This is a genomic window from Acinetobacter sedimenti (genome assembly GCF_022601685.1).
Lineage (GTDB): Bacteria > Pseudomonadota > Gammaproteobacteria > Pseudomonadales > Moraxellaceae > Acinetobacter > Acinetobacter sedimenti.
Window position 1 is genome coordinate 1 of sequence record NZ_JAKUML010000014.1, and the last position, 21,810, is coordinate 21,810.

The 21,810-nt window shown below is 41.9% G+C and carries 19 protein-coding genes; 3 read left to right on the top strand and 16 right to left on the bottom strand.

Annotated elements, in window-relative coordinates; genetic code table 11:
• The 5 genes from MKI79_RS09075 to MKI79_RS09095 form a co-directional block, all read right to left on the bottom strand.
• A partial coding sequence (locus MKI79_RS09075; RefSeq protein ID WP_241572402.1) for a GTP-binding protein occupies positions 1–194 on the bottom strand: 194 nt, incomplete at its 3' end.
• A gap of 94 nt (positions 195–288) precedes the next feature.
• Positions 289–2,427, bottom strand: a complete 2,139-nt coding sequence (fusA, locus tag MKI79_RS09080; protein WP_241572414.1) for an elongation factor G — start codon at positions 2,425–2,427, stop codon at positions 289–291.
• Positions 2,428–2,579: 152 nt separating this feature from the next.
• Positions 2,580–3,053 carry a 30S ribosomal protein S7 gene (rpsG, locus tag MKI79_RS09085; RefSeq protein ID WP_092617924.1) on the bottom strand — a complete coding sequence of 158 codons (474 nt, stop codon included), beginning with the start codon at positions 3,051–3,053 and terminating at the stop codon, positions 2,580–2,582.
• Between the two features lie 177 nt (positions 3,054–3,230).
• Positions 3,231–3,605, bottom strand: coding sequence for a 30S ribosomal protein S12 (rpsL, locus tag MKI79_RS09090; RefSeq protein WP_092617921.1), 375 nt, complete (start codon positions 3,603–3,605; stop codon positions 3,231–3,233).
• Between the two features lie 236 nt (positions 3,606–3,841).
• Positions 3,842–5,362 (bottom strand): EcsC family protein, encoded by a 1,521-nt coding sequence (locus MKI79_RS09095; protein ID WP_241572415.1) that lies wholly within the window; start codon positions 5,360–5,362, stop codon positions 3,842–3,844.
• A gap of 330 nt (positions 5,363–5,692) precedes the next feature.
• Between MKI79_RS09095 and MKI79_RS09100 the strand changes: the two genes are divergently transcribed.
• Entirely contained in the window at positions 5,693–6,925 is a 1,233-nt protein-coding gene (locus MKI79_RS09100; RefSeq protein ID WP_241572417.1) for a beta-ketoacyl synthase N-terminal-like domain-containing protein, read from the top strand.
• A 102-nt stretch (positions 6,926–7,027) separates the two neighbouring features.
• Positions 7,028–7,480: a protoporphyrinogen oxidase HemJ gene (gene hemJ, locus MKI79_RS09105; RefSeq protein WP_241572421.1), complete on the top strand. Its 453-nt coding sequence runs from the start codon at positions 7,028–7,030 to the stop codon at positions 7,478–7,480.
• A gap of 251 nt (positions 7,481–7,731) precedes the next feature.
• Here the strand turns inward: hemJ and MKI79_RS09110 are convergent, their stop codons facing one another.
• The 8 genes from MKI79_RS09110 to MKI79_RS09145 form a co-directional block, all read right to left on the bottom strand.
• Positions 7,732–8,898 (bottom strand): hypothetical protein, encoded by a 1,167-nt coding sequence (locus MKI79_RS09110; RefSeq protein WP_241572425.1) that lies wholly within the window; start codon positions 8,896–8,898, stop codon positions 7,732–7,734.
• Positions 8,899–9,035: 137 nt separating this feature from the next.
• Positions 9,036–10,208 (bottom strand): hypothetical protein, encoded by a 1,173-nt coding sequence (locus tag MKI79_RS09115; RefSeq protein WP_241572579.1) that lies wholly within the window; start codon positions 10,206–10,208, stop codon positions 9,036–9,038.
• Positions 10,209–10,380: 172 nt separating this feature from the next.
• Positions 10,381–11,646, bottom strand: a complete 1,266-nt coding sequence (locus MKI79_RS09120; protein WP_241572428.1) for a TolC family protein — start codon at positions 11,644–11,646, stop codon at positions 10,381–10,383.
• A 123-nt stretch (positions 11,647–11,769) separates the two neighbouring features.
• On the bottom strand, positions 11,770–13,509 hold the full coding sequence (locus MKI79_RS09125; protein WP_241572432.1) for a GH3 family domain-containing protein: 1,740 nt from the start codon (positions 13,507–13,509) through the stop codon (positions 11,770–11,772).
• The gene (locus tag MKI79_RS09130; protein WP_241572437.1) at positions 13,506–14,339 is read right to left on the bottom strand and encodes a hypothetical protein; all 834 of its coding nucleotides are present in this window, start codon (positions 14,337–14,339) and stop codon (positions 13,506–13,508) included. Before MKI79_RS09130 ends, MKI79_RS09125 begins: the two co-directional genes overlap by 4 nt.
• Before the next feature lie 225 nt (positions 14,340–14,564).
• A complete protein-coding gene (locus MKI79_RS09135) occupies positions 14,565–16,145 on the bottom strand; it encodes a DHA2 family efflux MFS transporter permease subunit (protein ID WP_241572445.1) in 1,581 nt (526 codons plus the stop codon).
• A gap of 57 nt (positions 16,146–16,202) precedes the next feature.
• Positions 16,203–17,201, bottom strand: coding sequence for an HlyD family secretion protein (locus MKI79_RS09140; protein ID WP_241572584.1), 999 nt, complete (start codon positions 17,199–17,201; stop codon positions 16,203–16,205).
• 284 nt (positions 17,202–17,485) lie between these two features.
• Positions 17,486–18,166, bottom strand: a complete 681-nt coding sequence (locus MKI79_RS09145; protein ID WP_241572457.1) for an HAD-IA family hydrolase — start codon at positions 18,164–18,166, stop codon at positions 17,486–17,488.
• Positions 18,167–18,270: 104 nt separating this feature from the next.
• Between MKI79_RS09145 and MKI79_RS09150 the strand changes: the two genes are divergently transcribed.
• Positions 18,271–19,044: a hydroxymethylpyrimidine/phosphomethylpyrimidine kinase gene (locus MKI79_RS09150; RefSeq protein WP_241572459.1), complete on the top strand. Its 774-nt coding sequence runs from the start codon at positions 18,271–18,273 to the stop codon at positions 19,042–19,044.
• A gap of 83 nt (positions 19,045–19,127) precedes the next feature.
• Here the strand turns inward: MKI79_RS09150 and dcd are convergent, their stop codons facing one another.
• The 3 genes from dcd to MKI79_RS09165 form a co-directional block, all read right to left on the bottom strand.
• Positions 19,128–19,697, bottom strand: a complete 570-nt coding sequence (dcd, locus tag MKI79_RS09155) for a dCTP deaminase (RefSeq protein ID WP_092617896.1) — start codon at positions 19,695–19,697, stop codon at positions 19,128–19,130.
• Between the two features lie 228 nt (positions 19,698–19,925).
• Entirely contained in the window at positions 19,926–20,612 is a 687-nt protein-coding gene (rpe, locus tag MKI79_RS09160) for a ribulose-phosphate 3-epimerase (RefSeq protein ID WP_241572470.1), read from the bottom strand.
• 136 nt (positions 20,613–20,748) lie between these two features.
• Positions 20,749–21,762 (bottom strand): M48 family metallopeptidase, encoded by a 1,014-nt coding sequence (locus MKI79_RS09165; protein ID WP_241572474.1) that lies wholly within the window; start codon positions 21,760–21,762, stop codon positions 20,749–20,751.
• Positions 21,763–21,810: the final 48 nt, after the last annotated feature.

A 21,810-nucleotide genomic window follows, 5' to 3' on the forward strand; every position in this document is an offset into this window, starting at 1 on the left:
GTATTAATGGTAATACCACGTGCTTTTTCTTCTGGTGCAGAGTCGATTGCTGCGTAGTCTTTTGCTTCACCACCGTACGTTTTTGCACAGATTGTCGCAATCGCTGCTGTCAATGTTGTTTTACCATGGTCAACGTGACCGATAGTGCCCACGTTTACGTGTGGTTTATTACGTTCAAACTTAGCCTTAGCCATGTTCATCTTCCTTTGTAGATTGCTTATGCAGGATCACTGCACAAGCATTAGATTTTAACTATAAAATTAGTTAGGCAATATAGTAATCGAAAGATTACTCATCGTCACCTTTTTTACCACCAGTTTGGAATTTCGTGATGATGCCTTCCGCCACATTACGTGGAGTTTCAGCATATTTTGCAAATTCCATAGAATATGTCGCACGACCTTGAGACATAGAACGCATTTGAGTTGCGTAACCAAACATCTCAGCAAGTGGAACTTCTGCACGAATCGCTTTAGTACCACCAGGTAAATCGTCCATACCTTGAACCATACCACGACGACGGTTTAAGTCACCCATGATATCGCCCATGTAGTCTTCAGGAGTTTCCACTTCGACTTTCATGACAGGCTCAAGAAGTACAGGATCTGCTTTCATGAAACCATCACGGAATGCATAAGAACCTGCCATTTTGAACGACAATTCGTCAGAGTCGACATCGTGGTAAGAACCGTCATAAAGTACAGCTTTTACGCCTACAACTGGGTAACCAGCCAAGACACCGTTCTTCATACGCTCTTGAATACCTTTATCAACTGCACCGAAGAATTCTTTTGGTACAACACCACCAACAACTTCTTCAGCGAATTCGTATTCTTTACCAGCTGCTTCAACATCAAGCGGCTCAAGACGTACATAGACGTGACCGAATTTACCTTTACCACCTGTTTGACGAACAAATTTACCTTCTTGTTCAACAACTTTCTTGATGGTTTCACGGTATGCAACCATTGGTTTACCAATGTTCGCTTCAACACCGAATTCACGCTTCATACGGTCAACGATGATGTCAAGGTGAAGCTCACCCATACCAGCGATAATGGTTTGACCAGATTCTTCATCAGTACGTACACGGAACGATGGATCTTCTTTCGCCAATCGACCTAAAGCAATCGACATTTTTTCTTGGTCAGCTTTAGTTTTTGGTTCAACAGCCAATGAAATTACTGGCTCTGGGAATTCCATACGTTCAAGGGTAATGATGTTTTTCTCATCACACAATGTATCACCAGTAGTTACATCTTTAAGACCGACACACGCTGCGATATCACCTGCACGAATTTCGTCAAGGTCTTGACGTTCGTTTGCGTGCATTTGCACGATACGACCGATACGCTCACGCTTAGATTTAACTGGGTTAAATACTGGATCACCTTGTTTAAGAACACCTGAGTAAACACGGATAAACGTCAAGTTACCTACGAACTTGTCATTCATGATTTTGAATGCAAGTGCAGAGAACGGCTCTTCATCAGATGCTTCACGAGATGCTTTAGTTTCAGCTTTATCGTCAAGTACACCTTCGATCGCTTTTACTTCAGTCGGTGATGGCAAGAATTCAATTACAGCGTCCAACATACGTTGTACACCTTTGTTCTTGAATGCAGAACCACAAAGCATTACTTGGATCTCAGAAGCCAATGTACGTGCACGTAGACCAGCAATGATGTCTTCTTTAGAAAGATCACCAGCGTCTAGGTATTTATCCATCAACTCTTCAGATGCCTCAGCTGCAGCTTCAACCATGTTGGTGCGCCACTCTTCAGCTGTATCTTGAATATCTGCAGGGATGTCACCGTATTCGAACTGCATACCTTGAGATGCTTCATCCCAAATGATTGCTTTCATTTCGATCAAGTCAACAACACCTTGGAAGTTTTCTTCAGCACCGATTGGTACAACGATTGGTACAGGATTTCCGCCCAAACGTGTTTTTACTTGTTCAACTGCACGGAAGAAGTTTGCACCTGTACGGTCCATCTTGTTCACGAAAGCCAAACGAGGCACTTTATATTTGTTTGCTTGACGCCATACAGTTTCAGACTGAGGTTGTACGCCACCAACTGCACAGTACACCATGCACGCACCATCAAGTACACGCATAGAACGTTCAACTTCAATCGTGAAGTCTACGTGTCCCGGTGTATCAATTACGTTGATACGGTGTTGATCGAATTGGTTACCCATACCTGACCAGAAACAAGTCGTTGCAGCAGAAGTAATGGTAATACCACGCTCTTGCTCTTGTTCCATCCAGTCCATTGTTGCTGCACCATCGTGTACTTCACCAATTTTGTGAGATACACCTGTGTAGAACAAAATACGTTCTGTTGTCGTTGTTTTACCTGCGTCAATGTGCGCAGAGATACCGATATTGCGGTAGCGAGAAATTGGAGTTTGGCGAGCCATATCTTACATTCCTAAATGTTATTGTTAAAACAGGACGCATTAAGTCAGTGTCATTTTAAGTTCAACCAACTTAATGCGCTTAAATGACAGCATCATGAAAATTACTCATGAAGATCGCTATCATTTTCCTGAGAAAGCCCTGTTTTATCCGCTTAGAAACGGTAGTGAGAAAAGGCTTTGTTGGCTTCAGCCATACGGTGTACGTCTTCACGCTTTTTCACCGCAGCGCCTTTACCTTCAGATGCATCAAGCAACTCACCAGCAAGACGTAAAGCCATTGTTTTCTCAGAACGCTTAGCAGCAGCATCTACTAACCAACGCATAGCCAAGGCAGTACGACGGGATGGGCGCACTTCCATTGGTACTTGATAAGTAGCACCACCAACACGGCGTGCTTTTACTTCGACCATAGGACGAACTTTTTCAAGTGTATCTTCAAAAAATTCTACTGGGTCAACACTACTATTTTTTTCTTGAACGCGGTCTAAAGCACCGTAAACAATACTTTCTGCAATCGATTTTTTACCGTCTTGCATAACGTGGTTCATGAATTTAGCGATTGTTTGGCTACCAAACTTAGGATCCGGAAGGATTTCACGGGCAGCGACTACGCGACGTCTTGGCATTTTAATCTACCTAACTATACTAGTCCTATGACTAGATGACACTTCAGGGGAATCCAGCAGTTTGTACGAGTGTCATGTACTTACGCTGGCCTTACTATACGCCGCTTGAATTTCATATCTTACAAAGAACTCAAACAAGCGAAACGCTAATATGGTGTGTATGCTTCGTTCTAAGAATTACTTCTTAGGACGTTTTGCACCGTATTTCGAACGAGCTTGGTTACGATCTTTCACACCTGCGCAGTCCAAAGAACCACGTACTGTATGGTAACGTACACCTGGCAAGTCTTTAACACGACCACCACGAATCAATACAACACTGTGCTCTTGAAGGTTATGGCCTTCACCACCGATATAGCTTGATACTTCAAAGCCTGAAGTCAAACGTACACGGCACACTTTACGCATTGCAGAGTTTGGTTTTTTAGGTGTAGTTGTATATACACGAGTACATACACCACGGCGTTGTGGACAAGCCTTCAACGCTGGAACTTTTGATTTTTCAATCAAAGTTGTGCGACCCTTACGGATCAACTGATTTGTTGTTGCCATATGGCAATTCTCCCGTTATTGAACAACCTCAAAAAATGCTCAAAATAAAAATTTAAAAAAAGTCACTTTTTAAGGGCATGAAATTGTAGATCAAAATCCCTATTGGGTCAATAAGCGCAAATGTTTCGAAATCATTCTTTCAAAGCACAACTAAGCATAAAATAAGCATAAAAAATGACCGCAAATTGCAGTCATTTTTTAGTTTCTTAGATTACAAATTTCACTCAACACATCAATCAGTTTTCCTTTTGATTAGAGTCATTAGCCTGTTTGGATGTTGCAGATTTTCCCTCAGCTTTGGTTGCGGTCTTATTCCGTGAGTTCGCTGTACGGCGAGCACTCGGTTTTGCTTCAGCTGATTTGGTCGTCGTGGACTTTGTCGTGCTTCGTTTGGCTGTCGTTGCTTTTTCTGTCGTCGCTTGTTCTGTAGGTGCTTTTGTAACGACTTTCGGCGCAGTTTTTGTGGTAGTCGCTTTAGTCGTCTTTGCGGGTGCACGACGAGTCGTCGATTTTTTCACTACGGTTTTTGTTGCTACTTCTTTCTTTGCCAAATCTTCGACTGCGTTATGAATCTCAGCTTCCGTCGTTGGTGCAGATTGTTTTTCAGTATGAACTTGCTTTTCAACTTTAACCTTCACAATATCAGGATTGTCATCAAGATGTTGTTGTGCCGATTTTTGCTGAGATTGAGCTCGATTTTGATCGTTGGCAGTATGTCCCAATAGTGCAGACACATCATTTTTTGCCAAAGCGTTGATTTGCTGTTGATGGGTATAGCCACGTTGATAGGCTTCAAGTACAGCAATGTGTTGTTCAGGATTGTCGATCAAATAACGACGTGCATGCGCAAAAATTTCATCCGCTTTTTCTGCGACCTCTTCGATCATTTTCACACCATAAAATGCACCGACTAAACCACCTAAAAGTGGCGTGGTATAGCGCAACCATTTTACTTTACCCAATACATTGAGCATGCTCCACTTATATTGTCCATTGGCATCACTCAAGGCATTTTTAAAACCTTCAAAGCTATAATTGCTATCTAAAAAGCTTTGCAATTGCGAATAATTTCCTGTTGTAAGCACATCTTTAAAATTACGAATACCTAGTAAAAGCACCTGTTTTTCTGCGATCAAGCCTAAATCCGACTTGACTAAAACCTGATAAACCGCTTGCTGATCTTCTTCATTATCTAGCTCAAAGCCGTAAGCATGACCTGTTTCATAAATGGTTTTTAACGCCAATAAAACAGACAAAGGCAAATCTGCCACTGCCCAAACCATACCTGCGACACCGCTCACGCCACCTTGTAACGCTGCAAAGATTTTATTTACTTCTTTGAGCGCAGATGAAGCACGTGCAGAGCGATCTACATTTTGTTGAAGTTCTTGAATTGATTTTGCGCCTGTTTCTGCGAGGACACGCTCTGTGGATGCCAGAGCCATAGAAGCTTTTGCAAGTAGCTCAAGCACCTCATCAGCAGCTGAATCTAAACCATTTGGCAGGACAAACTTTGAATATTTGTTTACCGCATTGTAGCGATTGCCCAGCACTTGTTTGGTAATGGTTGGAAATTGATTGCGAAACAGTTGATGAATATCTTCATAATCCAAATCAAATTGATCTCGTTGTTGCGCTTTACCCTCGATTACTTGCCCACTTTTTGCCAACATGTGTTGTTGATTATTTTTATTCAGTGGCGAAACTTTCAAGGTTTGTTGGCGAATTCGCTCAACGATCAGCTTTTTAACTCCCATTACTTTTTCCTGTCTGTTTTTAAGATACTTTTATGATTAAATGAAATTTCCTAACGTGTTGCAACTAAGTTTTGTGTGCATAGTTAGATTTCTGTCACTTAAATTTATAAGTTAGATAAACTACGAACGCTTTGATCAAATGATGACGTCAAAAAATAATTCCCAAACAAGTTAGAATTGGCAAAATCAGCCATCGTGTTAAAATCTTAGACCTGCTCAGCACATTGTACTCAGCGTTTTAAAACTAATATCTTTCGCCATTGCAGAGCATTTGGAAAACCGTTTAAATGTCGGCAATGTGATTTTTTGAATATTTATAAAGGACTCTCCATGAATCGTCGTGTTGTCATTACTGGTATGGGCATTAATTCATGTATTGGAAATACCCTAGAAGATGTCAAACATTCTCTCGAAAACGGTATTTCAGGCACACGCCACAATGCGTCCTATGCAGAGCTCAACTTTAAAAGCCAAGTCAGCGCAGCAGCTGAACAAGATTTTGACAAAATTGACCGTAAGCTCAAACGCTTTATGGGTGTCTGTGCGATGTATGCCTACAACGCAGCAGTTGATGCAGTGCAACATGCAGGTTTGGAAGTAGAAGATATTGGTGGTAATCCACGCTACGGTATCGTCGGTGGTAGTGGTGGCAACTCGACTGCATCTGTCGCTGAAATGGTCAAACTTTTAGAGGAAAAAGGCGCACGTAAAATTGGTCCATTTTTTGTCCCTCGTAACATGAGTAATACCATTACCGCCAATGTCGGCGTCGCATTTAAAATGCAAGGTATTGCACACACCATTACCAGTGCATGTGCAACCTCCGCTGATGCGATTGGATATGCCTACAACATGATTCAACTGGGTAAACAAGACTTGATGCTTGCAGGTGGCGGCGAAGAAGACCATTGGTCACAAAGCTTATTGTTTGATGCAATGGGTGCGCTGAGCTCAAAATACAATGAAACACCTGGAACCGCATCACGCCCTTATTCGAAAGATCGTGATGGCTTTGTCATTGCAGGCGGTGGTGGTTTTGTTGTCCTAGAATCCCTTGAACATGCACAAGCACGTGGCGCAAATATCATTGCCGAAGTCGTTGGCTATGCTGCAAATAGCGATGGTTTCGATATGGTCGCACCAAGTGGTGAAGGTGCAACACGTTGTATCTTGATGGCACTCGAAGAAGCAAAACAACATGGCGTCGATACGATTGATTATGTCAATACGCATGGTACGTCTACGCCTGCGGGTGATGTCACCGAGCTTAAAGCGATGGAACGTGCTTTTGGTGAAGGCAAAGTCCCTGCACTGAGCTCAACAAAATCTATGACAGGTCACAGCTTGGGTGCTGTTGGTGTACAAGAAGCAATCTATTGTATGCTGATGATGCAAAATGATTTTATCGCACCGAATATCAATGTGACTGAACTTGATGAAGGTACTGCGGGCTTTGATATTGTCCTAGAAAAACGTGACGCCAAACTAAATACAGTCATGAGTAATAGTTTTGGTTTTGGTGGTGTCAACGCTTGTTTGATCTTTAGAAAATGGGCTGAATAATAAAATTAAATTCATGACATCTAAACTATGTCATCAAAATCATGCCCTCAACAACAAGTATTTGCTAAAATAGATCATTAATTGTAATTATTTGAGTCGTTGATGGACGCACCGTCAGAAGCCTTTTTATGGGTCAAAGCCTTACACATCATTGCGGTGGTGTGTTGGTTTGCTGCCCTATTCTACCTACCACGTTTATACGTCTACCACGCCATGAGCGATGATGCGATTAGCCATCAACGCTTTCAAATCATGGAACGAAAGCTCTATCGTGGCATCATGTGGCCTTCGATGATTGGCACATTGATCACTGCGCACTTCTTAGTAGATTGGGGCGATGCAACACGTCACTATCATGAAGCGACATGGTTCTATATCAAAGTGGCTTTGGTTGGCTTATTAGTCATTTATCATTTTTCCTGTGGCTATTACCGTAAAAAATTGATCGACAATGCACACTATAAATCCCATAAATTTTGGAGACTTTTCAATGAATTACCTACGGTAATTTTAATTGCATGTATTATTTTGGTCGTGGTAAAGCCTCAGTTTTGATATAAAAATCAGTTCTAAAGCTTTCTCACCCTCTCAACTTTATTGAAAAGCGATTCACTCTAATTTTCGAATGCCAAACAACTATCGTGATTCCACTCTCTTTTTTCTTTGAGTGGTGACTGAATACAAAGCTCACTTTCCGTCTGATAATACGTATTACCTTGTGTAGTCTGATTAAGCTTTTCACCTGTCCAATCTTGTCCACTGTGTAAGACGTTAAAAACTCGGATTTTGTTATCGAGAAGCCTTAATCATATTGATATACGCTTTCTGTCAACGGAAAGTGTTTCTAAAATCTCTGCACCAATTTGGTTTCTAAACTTAGCTGAAGCGTCAAGTTTTGGATGATCGTTTTCCACACCACTTGGCGCCATACGCACATAATCTACATAATTTGATTCTGACCAATTTATTTGTGTTTTCGCCCACTCTGCATACAGATTCGCTGTCATATTATTTTTATATATTTGTTTGAAAATCAATCGACCTTTCCATGTATTTAAAAGATCAAGCAGACTAGTAGACTCCTCTTCCAACTCCACAAAAATAGCATTCATTCGCTCTTCGGACAGAAAAGATAATATTTCAATCAGATCTAGTGAGGTCATTCTTCGAATTGAAAAGCTTTTATTGCCAAGTGGCTCAAGACTAATTTCCAGCTCATGTCCTCGCTGTGGATTTTCGATTTCGAGCAAATGTATAATATTCACAACAGTGTCAATTTGTTTAATCAAAACTGCCTTTTCGATCATATCATTTCGATTGCTTAACATCGTCGTTAATTCATTCGCATATAAATGTAATTGCTCAATATCTTGATTTAAAATAAGATGCGATAAATATAAATATTGAATACTCCTCAAACGCAACCAAGACATATCACAACATGTTATTGGGAGTAGCAACTCAGAATTTTCTAGATTTCCCTGATAAACAAGCATTTTGTACCGATCAATTAGATATTGCTTATTTTTATATTCTGCTTCAACTTCTTGTGTGATTGGCAATAAGTCATTGAGTTTAGGCTGTTGTCGAATGGTACGAGAGTCAGCTTCAAATATAGCAGTTAACTGTTGATCGAGATCATTATCTAATAGTACATTTTCAGTCAGTTTATGCTCTTTCCATTTATCTCTTTCAAGATTTGTTTGATACCATTCCGCCCAACCTGCATGATAACGCAATCTCCCCAAAACCATTGGGTCTATATCTTTTTTAGCATCAAAACCTAATTCTAAGAAATAAGGGTGTTCTTTTAAATCAGGTTGATAATTCGGATAGATAGCAAGGAAATCTTGTGCAACTTGGGAAAGTGGATCATCGAGTGTCATCCAATACAGAAAAGCTAAAATACCTCCCCAAATTAAAAATATTAAGGCAAAACAACTCAATGTTTTAATTGATTTTTTTAACAACATCCTAAATTTAACTTTTTTGAAATTTTATTAAGTTTAGCTTTTTGACCAAAGCATTGCATTAAAATTTTGATCAAAAAGCATCGACTCAAGACATTGTTATCTTTCTCATAAATCTTAAAAATATGAAAATAAAATCGTTAAATCCGCCCAACTTCCAAATATGGAATACGATGCGAATCTATCTCAGGACGTGGGTCACGGCTCGGACACATAAAACCATGTATCCCAGTCAACAGCTCTCCCCGATAATACTGATTCAAACTCTGACGTGGATCGCGATGTGACAATGTATAGCTTACACAGCCTACGCCTCGTGACTTCGATAGTTTCAACGCATCATTCAACATCAAATCATGCAAGGCTTTGTAGCTTGGCTTACACAGTAATGAATGCAGCGCATGGTATTTGATCGAATCGCCTTTTTTCGGCAATTTCATCGTGCCTCGTAGCTTCGCCCATAGGTTGTAAATCGGTCGAATCATGCCAATCGTCCAACCATAATCCAAAATTTTGGTTTGCTTAAAACTACTTTGTGACCACAATCCAAACATGCCGATCAACTGATCATTTAAATAGTACAGTTGAAAATCGGAGAGCTCCAAACCTTGATAATACTTTGAACCACCTAACAATTCGTTAAAATCATAAGCAGGAATGAAGTTATAAAACTTTGCCATACGCTGTACAAACTGATTCATTGCTTCAATAGCATCTATACCCGCAGTTTTAATATGCAAGTTTCTCAGGTAATGTTGATCTTCCGACTCGATTAGCAGTCTTTCTTTGTGTTTATTGCGATGAATGGCTGTGAGCGTTAAAGTTTCAACGCTACCTTCCTCGTAATAGTCAGGAATTCCGACCTTACCAGTTTGTACCGCTTTTCGTGCAGCGAGATTGTCATTAAAAATAATCATATGGTTAAAGTCTGGCTGTTGCATGGTTTTACGCATGTAATAGCCCATCTCTTTCATCAAGGTCGTACCACGATAGTCGGCATGAATACGTAAGTCACTCGCATATCGCATCGGTTGGATTTCACCATTGATATAGCAAGGACGATGACCATTGCTGTAGCATGCCACCAGTTTTTGCGTTGCGATGTCTTCTACCACACAATGATCATTGACCTGATATATCACTTGACTGGCATTGAAGTAGCTCGGCTCTCTTTGAAAGCTAATGGTTACGCCTTTGGTGGTCATCGGCACACAGATCAATTTCAATAAAGCCGCTTCATCTGATGCAACTGCTGCTCGCACGTTAAAGTTTGAGCTTTTCTTTTGTTGCGGTGCATTTGATTGTTGTGGCATCAAAGTTTGTACTTGATGTGCCGATTCTGATTGTTTTAACGGAGTGTGCTGTGCGTCTAATTTCTGCGTATGCGTTTTATTTAAAGTATCCATCATTATTTTCCCATTCCTTGAGTATAAAGCTGTAAAAATATCCTTGCGAAATGTGCTTTCAAAAATGTGTTTTCGAAAATCATAACTGCCCTGTCAGGTCTAATAAGCGATATACCAAAATCACCTCATCCTGTTGATTGACAATTTTTTGTGTATGAAGCTCCAAGACTTTTTGCTCCGCCATCAGAAAGTCATAAGAAGTCTTCGTCCCAACTTCCAACTCTCTGGTAATAAAGTGCAATGCGATCTCTGCGGATTCGATCGCTTCGTCAATTGCCTTTTTATTCTCCCGAACCGCACCAAGCTGTGAATAAACAGTTTTGGTTTCAGCCTCTAGGTCGTGACGCACCACTTCGACTTGCTGTGCTGCGAGCATTCGATCCGCACTGGCTTTTTTTCGATCGGCAGCATTGCGACCATGATCGAACAGTGGAATTTTTAGTTGCACGCCCATCATGTAGTTTTCACTTTCACTACTGATGCTATGCAATTCGTGCTGTGTACCGATCCGACTGGTCAAAGACAACATTGGTTTAAGCTGTGCTTTGACCAAATCGTATTGACTAGACGCTGCATCAAGCTCCAATTTGGCTTGTTGCAGACTTGGATGACGCTCAATCATTTCAAGGCTTTCAGATAAATTTGGACTGTAGTTCGGCACAGCAACCGAGTCGTCCATCTGTGAAATATCCACGCCAGTGATTTTATAAAACTCTGTTTGACTGATATCTAAGTTGGATCGTGCCAAAACACTATCTGCCTGACCTTGTGCATACTGTGCTTTGACTTGGGCAAGATCGGCACGAGTAATCACACCTGCGGAAAATTTCTTATCCGCTTCATAGACCGAGCGACGTAGATTCTCTAAGGTACTGAGCTGAAGTTGTGACAAAGCATACTGCTTCAACACATCAGTATAGACTTGCACCGTAGTCAAAATCGTTCGTGCACGCTGTCCAGATAGTGCTTGCACTTGCGCTGATGAGCGCAACTTTGCCGATTGGATTTCTAGTTGTTTTCGCCCCCATGTGTACAATGGGTAATCTGCCTGCAACTCTGCGCTACGGATACTTTTATAACCCTCAGATGGGAAGATCGTGCCATGATGTGCCACGACTTTTTCACGTCCGATCTGCCCAACGAGATTGACATCTAGCCCATAGCGACGCTGTGCTTGCTGTACCACTGCATCTTGCTGTACCAAACGCAGTTGGCTGATTTGCATTTGATCTTCATGCTTCAATGCAGCGTCGATCGCCTCACTCAAGCTGATAGCCGATACCGACTGCAATGGCGATACAAAGACAGCACTCAGCATGCCAAGCATCCACATTTTTCTTAACATGCTTTGCCCCGAATCATTCTTTTAATTTTCAAAGACATCCCCTTTATTTATCGACTGAGAGTCAATCTTTCTTTCAGATTGAACTATTTAGCTTCAAATCTTCTAGCTTCGATCATGCTCATATCAATTGAATGGATGCTTTTGCTGTGTTTTAAACTTGACTTCAAGCGCTGAATCTAACTTTGCGATCAACGACTTGTAGCTTTCGATGCTTATTTTCTTCAATGGTTCAGGTTTAATATTCCCCTCAATCATGCCCTCTCGCATCACAAGATCTTTATAGCCTTGCCAACCATCTTCGACCATAAGCATGCGAGGTAATGCCAACTGCTTGAGATCACGAGCCAACTCATAATGGAAATGTTGTCGAAGCTGTCGATCGACCCATTCCGCTTGGACAGATTGATCTTGATGTAGACTTTGTTTTGTCGCGCCATCTTGAACTGAGCTGTCAGCTTGATTGACCTGCGTAGGTTCCATCAACACTGCATAAAACGGACGTTCAGAAGCTTGATTGGTTTCTACTGCGAGTAAAGAAATCGCTTTGACATTATCGTGTTGATTGATTTTTCCAAGTAATTGCTGTGCAACATCAGGCGATAGTTTTTCACCGACCAAATCCACGCCAAAGCGTCGTCCCTGAAATTCAAAGCACGGCACATTGCCCCAAAACTCAGTGACTTTGAGATGATCATCAAGACAATAGCGTAATAAGCCATTACCACTACTGATAATCGGGCTGACGTGATCACCAACTTTCAGCTCCCAAGATGGGACGATTTGACCAAGCTTGTCGCCTTGCAGATATTCAAACTCATAGAAATGGCTTTTATAGGCAAGTGGATAGCGTCCTTGATAAGGAATCGTGACCACACCTTCCGTTGCCCACAGCCCTTTACCTTCAAAGCCTGAATGAGGTACTTCCTGTTGAAGTAGTTTTGCCCACTGCTTCGCTCCTGCCGTATCCCATGATGAGATCAGCTTCAACTGCGTCCACAAGCGTTCGAGGTCAATTTCTCCTTCATCAATCATCTGCATCAACAGCTTGGCACGCTTCGGTGCAAATGGTGCATCGACATTTTGCAACGATGCTTCACGCTTCGCCCAAGACCCAGTCATCAATACCATCACAATGTCTTCAGCTTGCTCATTGAGTCGTTCAATCAACTGCAAGGCAAAGGTTGGGCTCCATACCGAGATGAGCGCCAAATCTTCGGTAGCGACCAAGTAGCATAAGGTTGCAAACATCGCATCATCAGGATTTCCGGCAAATGATACATGCTGTGGCACTGCCTGCGTAAACTGGGTAATCAGACGCTTCCCCACACTCAGTAATGCACTGTCATCATTTAGATTGTCTTCTTTAATCAAGGCACGTTGGCTTTCTGGAAGCCAAGATACCGACCAATAATGTTTACCTTTGGCTAGACCCGAAGACTTGCGATACATACTGCTCAACCACGGCGCAATCGCCTGATCAAGTTCGTCAAGAAAGGCTTTGGTATAAGGAATAAACTTGATTTGATCACTCGAACCACTGGTCGGTTGAAAGCGCACCAACTCACTATGCGACAGTGCATCTTGCCCATTTCGCCAATCCATGACGTCACTTTTCCAGTCTGCATAGCGTGTCAGCGAAAGCTTTCGAAATTCTTCGTAATCTTGAATATTACGAATATTCGGTTGACTGGCATGGCTCAATATCTGCTTTAAGCGTTTGCGCTGTATGCTTTTGATCTGATATTTACCCGCTTGGAATTTCACATCTGCGACTTTACACATACTGCGCAACAGCAAATGTGAATACCAAGTTCGGTTCAGCAATTGTTTGCCTAGACTGAATCTCGATCGTGGAGAGCTCATACGTTGCTCTCCAGCTTTTTGAACGTTGCTTTACGATGGCGGATTGCCTCAAACTTGCCAACACTAGTTTGTTTTGATAAATAATGCACTGGATAACGTGCAATATCTTTCCAACCAAATCTCCCAACACACGGTAGCTCTGTCCCTTTGATCCATGTTGGATTCATACGTTCAAAAAAGCCAATTTTCGGGTTTTTCGCTTTCATCTCAGCGGTGATCGGCGCAATGTCTTGCTTTAATGGTTGATAATCTTCACCGAAGTTGAGCAAACCACTGCGATTGTCATAAAACTTGGCGTAGAAGCGTTTGCAATATTCCTCGACGATAGGTGCAAGGTTACGATGCTCGCCATCTACATTTGGATAGTAGACTTCATAATTATTGGCAAGTAACAGATACGTTTTATAGCCTTTAGAAATCAGCATCCAATACACTTCTTCGAGTGGATACATCAGGCGAATTTTGACTTTGAGTTTAAACATCGTGCTTTGCAACGCACGTGAGCCCCAAAACTCTTTGAGAATCACGGTATCGCCACTAAAGATAAAACGATACTTTTTACCTTGATAATCAAAGTTGTTGAGCACAACGGTAGAAAACCCAACAATGGTTCTCGACTTCGATTCAAAGACGAGAATCGCACCATCTTTTCCATTGAAATCACTGAGAAAAAGTTCAAAGTTGGTATTTTGATAATACTGTTTGTAAATGTCATACATCACTTCCTTTTGGCGATGACTAATCTGCGCCAAAGATAAGTACTTTCCATAAGTATCTTGTGCTTTGATTCCTTTAATGACCTTATTTCGGATTGTCGTAAGATTCATCATAATTCTCCATGTTACATCAAGTTATTATTTCACCCCTGTTTTCTAAAACACTTAGAAAGCAGTTTTACATCAAATAGTTACATCAGTTCAGTACAGCAATTATTTTTACAACATCTGTTGTTCTCGAAGTTCAATACAACAGTGATTCATCAACTTGCTCAATCGCATTTGGGACAAGTTTGGGTTCAATGATTTACATCGTTATTCGGCTTAAATGAGCTACATTTAAGTCGGCATTTTTTTCGGTTTATCCATGAAATAGGTCAACACTGCCGCAGCAAACATAATGATCGACAAGAGCTTGAATAGATCACTAAAGCTTCCTGTCAATGCCTGCGCATAGATGTCTTTATTCATGGTTTGGTATGCGAGCTGCTCAGCATTTTCGCCACTTTCTGCATACATCTGTTTGAGTTGATTCAGATGTTCAACAAACATCAGATTTTCAGGTGTCAGCATACTTTTCAGCTCTGAGGCATGCCATGCCGTGAGCCAATCTACCGACGAATTAATCAAAGCTAAGCTAACCGCACCTCCAATATTTCGCATCAAGTTATACACACCACTGGCATCTGCGACTTTTTCCAGTGGTAAGGTACTCATGGCAAGATGGGACACCACGATCAAGCAGATCATCAACCCAATCCCACGAAAGACCTGTGGCCAAAACATAAAATCATAATCACTATGAATAGTCAGATTGGCATTCATCAAAACACCACACGCTGCCAACAACATGCCAATAAAGACCGTAAGGCGTGCATCAAAGTTTGGAATTAACCATGCCAAAAATGGCGCAAAGCAGAACATCACCACACCTGTGACCATCATGATGTGACCGATTTGGCTACTATTGAGCTCTCGTACCTGACCGAGAAAAACTGGAATCATATAACCCAAGCCGTATAACGCCATACCGATCACAAACGTGACGATACAGCTCAGGCTAAAGTTTTTATTTTGAAAAACGGATAAATCCAGCAAAGGCTTTGGTCGTGTAAAGCTTCGATGAAAAAACACCACAGCACCGATCAGACACGTCGCCAATGCAACACGTACCCCAAAAGACTGTAGCCAGTCATGCCGTGCACCTTCATCAAGAAAATACTCAAGCCCACCCAAGAAGCACGCCAAACCTATGAGCGCAATCCAATCCATCGTTTTTAATAAACTCACATCGCCACGATCAATATCTTGATTGGCATAGATCACCACTGCGATCAAAATCCCAGGAATGATGTTGATCAAAAACATCCAATGCCATGAAAAATTTGTCGTCAGCCAACCGCCAATTGTAGGACCGATCGCAGGACCTAGTGTGCTCACCATACCAAAGACCACTAAAGGCAAGGTGCGCTTTACTTCAGGAAAAAGTAAATACAATGCGGTCATCGAGGTTGGAATCATGCCACCGCCCATAAAGCCCTGAATGGCACGAAAGCACAATAAACTTTCCAAATCCCACGCCATCGCACAAAGCAATGAACTGATGGTAAATCCCACCGCACACATCACATAATAGGTACGTGTAGAAAATACCCTCGCCAATACACTGGACAATGGAATAGCGATAATCTCAGCGATCAAATACGTCGTTTGCACCCACGCCACTTCGTAGCGACTAGCACTCATCCCTGCTTGGATTTCATTGAGTGAACTGGCAACGATTTGAATATCCAAGATCGCCATGAAGTTCCCAAAGATCATCGCAGAGAAAATCACCCAAGCGACTTTCGGGCTAAACTGCCAATCTGACTGTTGAGAGTGGTATGGCTGATTGCTTTCGTATTGGTTCACCTGATCCATGGTATCCCTCAACTCTTTCCTATGCGCCTGACTTAGCTACACAAACGATACAAATAATTAGCTACGCACATCGACAGTAGCAACGACCGACAAGCCTGGACGAAACACATCATTATTCGGGTTGTCTTCTAAGGCGATCCGCACAGGGATTCTTTGCACAACTTTGTTAAAGTTTCCTGTCGCATTATCAGGAGGCATCATGGTAAACACCGCACCAGACGCAGGTGAGAAACTTTCAATTTTCCCTTGAAACTCTTGATTTGGATACGCATCGAGCTGGAGTTTGACCAATTGCCCAATGTGCATTTTCTCGATTTGGGTTTCTTTGTAGTTTGCTTCGACATAAATGGTTTTATCTGGAACGATGGCGATCAAACGAGATTGTGGTGTGACTCGTGAACCGAGCTGAACGGATAATGCGCCAACTTTTCCATCGACTGGCGATACAATGGTGGTTGCATGACGTTCAATCTCATACAGTGCTAATGATGCTTTGGCATTTTCCACATCAGCACTTAATCGCCCCTTCTCCGCACTCACACTCGCCACTTGCGCCGTTGCAGCTGCGACCGCAGACTGCGCATTATCTCGCTGTGCTTTGGCACTGCTGTACTGGGCTTGGATAGATTCAAAATGTTGACGTGTAATCACGCCATCATTCATCAGCTCCTCATAGCGTTGATATTCTTCACTCAGTCGAGTGACCTCAGCCTGTGTCGCACGGAGCTGTGCTTTGGCTTCTAGGATTTTTGCTTCTGCGGCGTATTGATTACCCTTTTGCACACGTAGGTTCGCTTGCTTGGCATCGACCTGCGCCACAGCTTGATCATAACGTGCTTGATAATCTCGATCGTCCAAAGTGAATAAGACATCACCTTTTTTGACATATTGATTTTCTTTCACCTCGATCGTCGCCACTTCTGCAGCAATACGAGGCACAATCCATGTCACATCTGCTTTGACATAGGCATTATCAGTAGACTGAAAGTAACGATAAACAAGGAAATAATAAGCGACTGCGATCAATGACAAAATGATCAATACGCTCAATATCATCCATGATACTTTTTTTCGGCGTGCAAAAACTTGCGTTTGGTCTTGATGCTCCACATCACACCCCTAATTTATATTGGAGAAAATTTTATTGCAGTTGGTCTGCAAAGTTATTCATGTTCAGCCAGCGATATCCATCGACGGTATTGCTTATTCATTGGTTATTTAGCTTTAGAAATTAATTTTTAAAATCCGAGCTAAGTCGGCGAAATTTTATACATTAAAAAAAATAAGTGAATACGTCTTTTTTTAAATATTATTTAATAAAATTAAAAATTCACCTTAAATTATTGTTTATTAAGAATTTGGTCAATTGTAGTCAAAATGTAACCAAAACTGTCAATTATTGTCATCGGTTGCGCATTTTGCAACTCGCTTGCTATGCCATAGCCATAACTGACCGCAATACTTTTGACGTCATTTTGATGTGCACCGCAGATGTCAAACTCACGATCTCCAATCATTACACTGGCTTGCGCATCTAACTGCTCTCGCTCTAAAAGATAAGCGATCAACTCCGTCTTATTTGTTCGCTCCCCTGTGAGCTCACTGCCATAGATTTTTTTGAAATATTTTGCCAAGTCAAAGTGCACTAAGATTTGCTCAGCATAAATGGTTGGTTTCGCTGTTGCAACATAAAGCCGATAACCTTGTTGCTGTAATTTTTCTAAGGTTTCTGCGACTTCAGGATAGACTTCATTTTCAAACAAACCAATGGTGCCAAAGCGTTCTCGATACAAAACCAATGCCTGTTCAGCCAATTGATCTATATTGAAAGTGTCATCGTCCAATTGTAATAATTTTGCTAAAGAGGCTTTCAGTGGTGGTCCGATACACCAGTCCAAATCCACTTCATCAGCAAGCGGTCGCCCGAGTTTTCGCATGGCGTAACGAATACAAGTGGTAATACCGAGCTTTGGATCGGTCAAAGTACCATCTAAATCAATCAAAATATTTTCTATCTTCATCTGTACAATCATTTATCACTTCATGTCGTTCAAGATGAATTTTAACAATGCCCTTGCTAGAATGTCATGTATTGAATCTTCATTTGCAATCAAAGGAAATGTCTGTGCGCCCAACCGTATTATGTTTTTCAGGATTAGACCCTTCTGGTGGAGCAGGCTTGCAAGCTGACATCGAAGCCATCGGACTAAGCGGTGCACATGCGGCGATTGCATGCACAGCGCTGACCATTCAAAACTCGCAAAATGTCTTTGGATTCGAAGCGACTTCAAAAGATTTACTTCTCGCCCAAGCCAATGCAGTGATTGATGATTTACCCATTAATACCGTGAAATCAGGCATGCTCGGTACCACAGATAATATCGCTGCTTTAGCTGAGTTTTTAGATCAACATAATGATTTAAAATATGTGCTTGATCCTGTATTAGTGGCGAATAGTGGTGGCAGTTTGGGTGACCTACCAACCTTAGTTGAAGCATTTAAGGTGCTGATTCCACGTGCAACAGTGATTACGCCAAATACGGTTGAGCTTCGTGCATTGACAGGTTGTGAGGATTTGACCGATGCCACGCAACGGATTTTTGAACTGGGTGCAAAAGCCGTTTTAGTCAAAGGCGGACATGAGAAACTGCCTGCCGATATGATCATCAACCGCTTATATGTCGCAGGTGAATTAGTCTATGAAAGTGAAATGCCACGCATCGACGGTGAATTTCATGGTTCAGGTTGTTCATTGGCGAGCTTTATCGCAGGGCGATTGGCGCTGAATGACTCATTGGAAAAAGCCGTTGAACTTGCGGAAAAATGGTTACATCGTGCATTAGAGCGTGCTGATAGTCCGCATATCGATGGACAGAAGATGCCACGTCGTTTTACTTAAACCCAATTCGACAAAATAGTTTTTCCATAAAAAATGCGAGCATCTTCTTCCGATACTCGCATTTTTTTATTCAAGTGAAATACTTATGCCTTCGGCAAAGTCACACCTGTTTGACCTTGATATTTTCCACCACGGTCTTTGTATGAGGTTTCGCAGACTTCATCACTTTCAAAGAATAACATCTGTGCCACGCCTTCACCCGCATAGATTCGTGCAGGCAGATTCGTCGTATTAGAAAATTCGAGTGTCACATGACCTTCCCATTCAGGTTCAAGTGGCGTGACATTAACGATAATGCCACAGCGTGCATAGGTCGATTTACCCAAGCAAATGGTCAATACATTACGTGGAATACGAAAATATTCGACAGTACGTGCCAGTGCAAAAGAGTTTGGCGGAATGATACAAACGTCAGACTCAATATCAATAAAACTTTTATCATCGAAATTTTTCGGATCGACAATCGCAGAATGCACATTGGTAAATACTTTGAATTCACGTGCACAGCGCACGTCGTAGCCATAGCTCGATACGCCATAGGAAATCAACTTTTCGCCATGCTCATCATAACGAATCTGACCTGAAGCATACGGCTCGATCATGCCATGTTGCTCACTCATTTCACGAATCCAACGATCAGATTTGATTGCCATATTGTTCCTACTTACTTAATTAGGAAGCTTCGAAAAACCATCTACATAGGCAAATTTCTGCGTTACGCCTTGCTCGCAATCCTCATGTACTTAACCGTACACTGCGGTTGCTGTGCGAGGGGCGCCTTGAAATTTACGCTACTCGCTTGGTTTTTTAGAAGCTCCCATTAAATGATTTAAATTTTTAACGATACTAACGCAAATTAACTGAAATGCAAATGCAATGACTTATACAGTGCGATTGCCAACCTTACCAAGCTCACTCCGCATCTGATCAATCACTTGCTTGTAATCAGGCTTGCTAAAGATCGCAGAGCCCGCCACAAACATATCCGCACCCGCTTCAGCGATTTCACGGATATTGGCAGGTGTAACACCACCATCGACTTCAAGATTGATATCACGACCACTGGCATCAATGATTTGACGTGCTTGGCGCAGTTTATCCAACGTGGTTGGAATAAATTTCTGACCACCAAAACCAGGGTTGACACTCATCAATAGGATTTGATCGACTTTATCTAAGACATAATCCAAATAATGCAAAGGCGTTGCAGGATTAAACACAAGACCTGCTTTTGCACCGCCTGATTTGATCAATTGCAATGAACGGTCGATATGATCCGAGGCTTCAGGATGAAAGGTAATAATATCCGCACCCGCTTCTAAGAAATCACCAATCATGCGATCCACTGGCGACACCATCAGATGCACATCAATCGGCGCTTTGATACCATAATTTTTTAAGGCTTTGCAGACACCTGCTCCAAAGGTCAAATTCGGTACATAGTGATTGTCCATCACATCAAAATGCACCACATCCGCACCTGCCTCCAGTACACGTTCTACATCCTCGCCCAAGCGAGCAAAGTCGGCAGAAAGAATAGATGGGGCAATAAGATATGGCTTAGACATGATTCACCTGAATGTCAGTTGGCTAAATGTGGACGCATTATAGCAGAGCTAGGCTTTGTATTTTCGACCAAATTAAAAATGGAATGATCTGATGAAACCAATCATTCCATAGAAATATAGTTAAGTCAGCCTCAAACTAAAGCTGTGCTTCTACCTGTGCAATGCGCTTTGCAGTTGCGGGATGACTTTGCATAAAGTCTGTAGCGTCTGCATCCGCTTCTTCTTCAATTTCATCGCTTAAACGCTTGAGAAAATCTGCCAAATATTTCGGAGAAATGCCCTGACGTTTTAACTCATCAATCGCATATTGATCGGCTTTAAGTTCAAACTTCTGCGAATATTGCGCAGACACCACAGCCAAAGGCAAACTTCCAAACAGATCAGAAGCATCACCTGTGATCGACACATACAAAATCGAAATACCTAAACTTTGTAAGCCCTGCTCCAAGCTATGTCGCTGATCCAAATGCCCTTGCTCATGTGCAAGCACTGCAAGGAGTTCTTGATCATTCTCAGCCAATTCGACCAACTCGTCAGTGAGCATAATCGTTCCATTTGGAATCGCTAATGCATTCGCCCCAATATATTCACCACCTTCACGGAAGATAATTTTTGCAGGCACTTTAGCTTGGATTTGCTTTTGATACATTGTCCGAATTTGTTTTTGACGTGTTGCCGTGATCTTACTTTTTTCAGTCACATCAATCAGATATTCTTCCGCTTCACCACCAATACGCTTTAACGCATCTTGAGGCATCTGCTGTGCAATCGCATGCGACGCCATCGGAATACCCCAACGGTAAGTTGCAAACACCACTGCAACCGTCACAACCAAACTTAATGCAATCCATCGCCAACTGGATTCGATCGCATGGACTCGATGTGCATTCTCCTTTGCCTTGAGATCAAGCCAATCTGGCACATGATTATCGAGAAACTCTATTCGTGCATCATGTGGCAATTCAATCGCAGGCAGAACCACACCAATTGGTCCGATATAGATCATATCGTCATAGTGATAGAGCTTCTGCTGATGGGTATTTTGAGCATCCGTATATTCAACGATGGCACCGCTAGCATGTGCACGTAAAGTCGCATCATAGCCACGGTTGACGATACCATCATAAAATTTAATTGCGATTGATTGCATAAATTGCGCTACACCTTAAAAGCATTTATATCGAAGTAACGACGACGA